This is a genomic window from Spirulina subsalsa CS-330, assembly GCF_028330765.1.
Taxonomy (GTDB): Bacteria; Cyanobacteriota; Cyanobacteriia; order Cyanobacteriales; family Spirulinaceae; genus Spirulina; species Spirulina subsalsa_A.
On the sequence record NZ_JAQMTY010000030.1, the window covers coordinates 1 to 4,671 of the forward strand.

A 4,671-nucleotide genomic window follows, 5' to 3' on the forward strand; every position below is an offset into this window, starting at 1 on the left:
CAGGATAAATCAATGGCGTTAGTCGTTGAGCCTAGCAACCCTCTGCAACTCTCGTTGTTTGAGTGGATAAATGGTCAGGTAACTGGCTGTTCAGAATCTCCCACTATAGCCCGTAGGGTTTAGTGGGGGAGTATGTCAACGCCTTGGTCTCGTATCTGGCTGAGTGCCGTTGATTCAGTATCTTGATATGTCTCAAAAAGCCTGTGTTCGTGAAATCCATGCCGCTGTGATTAATATCAGCGGTCGTCAGCGGATGCTCTCCCAACGGGCTGCCCTCTATGCCACACGCTATGTCTATAGCCATGACACGGCGTTCCGAGATGAGTTGATCCACATCATCACCAAGATGGAGGCGGCGCATCAGGGCCTGCTGCGGGGCGATGCTGATTTGAAGTTGCGGGGTGAACTGTCGATGGCGATGCAATCCATCTATTTTCAAGATCCCTGGCATTTGAATGGGCAAGTGTGTGCTTTTATCCAAGCGGGCCGTCAGTTAGCGATCGCCCCCCTCGACAGCCTCACCCCCGATTGTGACGATTTAATCACGATTCAAACCGCAGCAGAAGGGCCCCTACTAACCGCCTTAGATGCAGCCGTGACCCAATATCAACGGGAAGCCGAAGCGCAAATCCAAGCCCTCGATCGCGAACAGCAGCGGCTGTTCAACGCAGTGCAAACGGCCCATTTCCACACCAAAGCCCAAGCCCAGGCCCTCCAAGCAGCCCTTGACCAACTGCAAGCCGCCCAAACTCAACTGCTCCACGCCGAAAAAATGTCTAGCCTAGGCCATCTCATGGCTGGCATTGCCCATGAAATTAACAACCCCCTCAACTTTATCCATGGCAATCTGAACTATGCCCAAGAATATTTAGGGGATCTTTGCCTCGCCTTGCAGTTTTATCAAACCCACGCGCCCCAATTCACGGCACAAATCCAAGAAACCTTTGATGATTTGGAGTTTGTCCAAGAGGATTTCGCTAAACTTTTGCAATCGATGCAGATTGGCAGTGGTCGCCTCAAGGAAATTGTGTTAGGGCTGCGAAATTTTGCGCGATCGGATGAGTTGATTCTCGAATCCGTTCCCCTCCGGGATGGGATTGAGAGCACCCTGATGATTCTGGGCCATCGCTTGAAAGCCCAGGGCAATCGTAAACAGATTCAAATTCAGCGGCATTATCCCCCGAAACCGACGCAAATTAAATGTTTCACGGGTAAGCTCAATCAGGTGTTTATGAACCTGTTGAGTAATGCGATCGATGCGTTAGAACAGGCGGCGGATCATAAACCATCGGATTGGCAGCCGCAGATTACGATCGCCATCGTGATTGGGAAGGGCGATCGCGCTGAAATCACCATTCGCGACAATGGCACAGGAATTCCCGAATCGATTCAAAACCAGATCATCACTCCCTTTTTCACCACTAAACCCATCGGCAAAGGCACAGGATTAGGCCTCTCCATTAGCCATCAAATCATTGTGGACTACCATCAGGGCACATTCCAATGGTCATCGGTTCCCGGCGAAGGAACAGAATTTCACATCACGATTCCGCTGCACCTCACGGACACCACCACCCTCAACAACCGAACTCTCTTCGCTCCAACCTAAACCGACGGTATCCCATCCTAAGCAGGGGTTTCCCCAGGGGGCAGCAGGGCGATCATCAGGCATTCCCAAGCGAGGCGGGGTTGTCCGTAGCCGAGGAGGGCGCGGCGGGTGGCTTCAAAGGCGGTGAGGGGTTCCGGGTCGTGGTGTTGCTGCCAATGTTCCTGCTGCCAATAGTCGAGTAACCACAGTTGAGTTTCAGGCTCTAGATCGCTGGCGAGGGTTTTGGCCCGTAGCAGGGCAGTTTTGGCGGTGGTGGGGGGATGTTGAATCAGGGTGAGGAGTTCGGGGGCGAGGGTTTGGCGCTGTTCCCAGGCGAGGAGGGCGGCTCCGGGGCTGCCTTGGGCGATCGCTAACAACGCCTCATCGGCGATCAGGTCATCAATATCCGCCTGTGCCTGACGACGGAGCACCTCGGTTAAATCAGCCCGCGACAGGCGATAGAAGGGAATCCGCTGACACCGTGACACCAGCGTGGCGAGGAGATTTTCCGGACTGGGGGCGATCAGGATTAACGTGGCTTGGCCCGGTTCTTCGAGGGTTTTAAGCAGGGCATTGGCGGGGCCTTCGGCCATGGTGTGGGCCGCCTCAATCACCACTACCGATCGCGAGGCTTCTAGGGGGGGGCGGGCGAGGAAGTGGGTGATCTCCCGGATTTGCTCGATGCGAATTTGGGGCGGGGTTTTGCGTTTGACCCCAGCGGCGGCGGCTTCGGCGGGGGAGAGGAGTTTTCCTTGGTGTTGATAGGTGGGGGAGACCCAGAGGAAATCGGGGTGATTTTGCTCCCGGACTTTGCGCTCAATGGCTAAGGCCCGTTCTGGGGGACGGTGATGGCTCAGGAGCAGGGTGGCGAACCCTTGGGCGGCACGGCGGCGGCCAACCCCGGCGGGGCCCGCAAAGAGGTAGGCGGGGGCGATGCGATCGCAAGCGATCGCCCGCTCCAACAGTTCCACCGCCGCCCCCTGGCCCACTAACTCCGCAAAGGGTTCTAACATCCCTCAGCGCCTACGCACCACCCCAACGGGCCCGATAGGGACGAATATCCAAATGGATCAAATTCGGATAGCTGCGATAGATGCCCATACCACCGGGCCAATTGCCCAGACGGGATGCCATTTGCCGCCCCGACATCCCAGACCGCAGCAGATCCACCGCTTCCCCGGTTTTATGGCGCGAATATTTCGCCCCACCCGCTCGGCTATTCCACGGCTCCGGCCGATACCAACTCGTCACCGTCATCGGAAAACCTCCCAGCCGCGTCCGCACATCCTCCAACCGTTGCGCCAACGCCAGGATGTTATCCACATGGGACTTATGTTTGGGAATCCGTTCACCATTGTGCAGCGCCTCCCGCCAGGTGAAATTGCCATTGGGCAAAATCGGATCACTGAGGAAAAACGTACTCGTGTAGCCGGGGAGATTGAACCCATCGCCGCGATCGTTGGTTTGGGGGGCTTCGTCCTCCGGCTCCATTTCCAGCGGCTGCCCATCTTGCCAAATTTCAATATGGTCGTTAAAGGCATACCAGGTATTAAACCCATTGAAGGTCACGTTTAACAGCGCCGCTTTGACATGGTTGCCTTCTTCATCCCAACTGTGGAGGGGCAGTTGTTCCCCTTCTTTGATCTCATATTTGAGATTGGCATCGGTGATCTGGCTGCTGTCGATCGCCTCTTGTTTTAACACCGTGTCGCGAATAATTTTCAAGGCCAGCGTCGGCACGGGTTGGCCCATGAGCAAGCCCCAGGTTTGCGGCCCCACGATGCCATCAACGGTGATCGACTTTTGGCGCTGGAAGGTTTTCACCATTTCCGCGAGGCGATCGTCATAAATACCATCGATCGCTGCCCCCAAACGATATTCCAAATAGCGCACCGCTACCCCATCGGCATGGTTGGGGCGTAAAATCGGCTGAGACTGAATTTCATCTAAGGCTTTCCAGGTCAACACCACCGGCCGGCCCGCTGCATTAATCCCCGCCAACTGGTGAAAGCGTTGGGTCGCCGATTCGGTGGCGGGGCCCGTGAATCCATCCTCAGTCAAGGCTTGATTGTTCGCGTCGGGGATTTGCAGTTGATTGAGGGCTTTTTGCAGTTTAAGCACTTGGGCATCGCTGCCTCTGGTGCTGGTGCTGCCGCCGGTACTCCCGCCAGTGCTGCCGCTGGTACTCCCGCCAGTGCTGCCGCTGCTAGACTCATTAGGCAGTTTTCCGGCGAGGCCTTGGACGATCGCATTCACCATTGCCTCGGTGTTGTACAACTTCATATCCTTTTCAGAATCAATGAAGCAGCATTCAATCAAAATGGCTGGCATATTGGTAGACCGCAGCACATAAAGATGGGCCCCATCTTTAACCCGCCGATTCGCAAAACCAAGCCGCACAATATTATCAAGCACCGGCTGGGCAATTCGACCGCCCGAACTGCTGATTGCATACACTTCTGTCCCATTGGCAGAACCATTAAAGGCATTGAAGTGAATCGAAACATACACATCAACATTGTTGGCATTGGCGGTATTGACCCGCTTGCGGAGTGAATCCATCACACTGGTTGCACTGCTGGGTGTACAGTTGACCGCTTCATGGCCAACGGCGCGCAGCTTATTGATTACTTGTGTACCAACTTCCTTGGTGAGACGGTCTTCACTGCCATAGCGTGACGATGCACCAACGTCGGGCGGGGCATTATGTCCCATATCAATGCCAAACTTCATGATCTTCCTCCGAGAAACCCCATCTCCTTGTGGGTGGGGATGGATAGGAGCGGCAATTGAGTGGGGGTCAATCCCCCCGAAATTGCCCATTCAGTAGCCATAAGCGTAGTCATTCTTAACTTACTATGTGGGTTTGTCCCCTTGCGGGGTGGAGCGGTATGGTTGCCGCTCCAATGGGGATATAGTTGTCCCCGACATCCATTGCTGGAGTAACGTTCGCTTCGCCAATGTTCAGAGTCGGTACTTTCCAAATGGCACTGTCTTAACCCTCTAGGACTGTTTAACCATCCGGTTTTAGAGCTTGGGACTAGCGTCGCATCCCAAGGTAAGAACTTGAACGCTTACTCTGA

3 protein-coding genes are annotated in these 4,671 nt (G+C 54.9%); 1 reads left to right on the top strand and 2 read right to left on the bottom strand.

Annotated features, from left to right (window positions below; genetic code table 11):
- The first annotated feature begins 169 nt into the window (after positions 1–169).
- Positions 170–1,609, top strand: a complete 1,440-nt coding sequence (locus tag PN477_RS02285) for an ATP-binding protein (RefSeq protein ID WP_272146949.1) — start codon at positions 170–172, stop codon at positions 1,607–1,609.
- A 17-nt stretch (positions 1,610–1,626) separates the two neighbouring features.
- Here PN477_RS02285 and PN477_RS02290 read toward each other — a convergent pair whose 3' ends face one another.
- A complete protein-coding gene (locus PN477_RS02290) occupies positions 1,627–2,601 on the bottom strand; it encodes a DNA polymerase III subunit delta' (protein WP_272121013.1) in 975 nt (324 codons plus the stop codon).
- Positions 2,602–2,611: 10 nt separating this feature from the next.
- The gene (locus tag PN477_RS02295; RefSeq protein ID WP_272121015.1) at positions 2,612–4,321 is read right to left on the bottom strand and encodes an N-acetylmuramoyl-L-alanine amidase; all 1,710 of its coding nucleotides are present in this window, start codon (positions 4,319–4,321) and stop codon (positions 2,612–2,614) included.
- Positions 4,322–4,671 lie beyond the last annotated feature (350 nt).

Coding starts and splice junctions, on each gene's coding strand:
- PN477_RS02290 (WP_272121013.1), bottom strand. CDS start 2,601: ATGTTAGAACCCTTTGCGGAGTTAGTGGGCCAGGGGGCGGCGGTGGAA.
- PN477_RS02295 (WP_272121015.1), bottom strand. CDS start 4,321: ATGAAGTTTGGCATTGATATGGGACATAATGCCCCGCCCGACGTTGGT.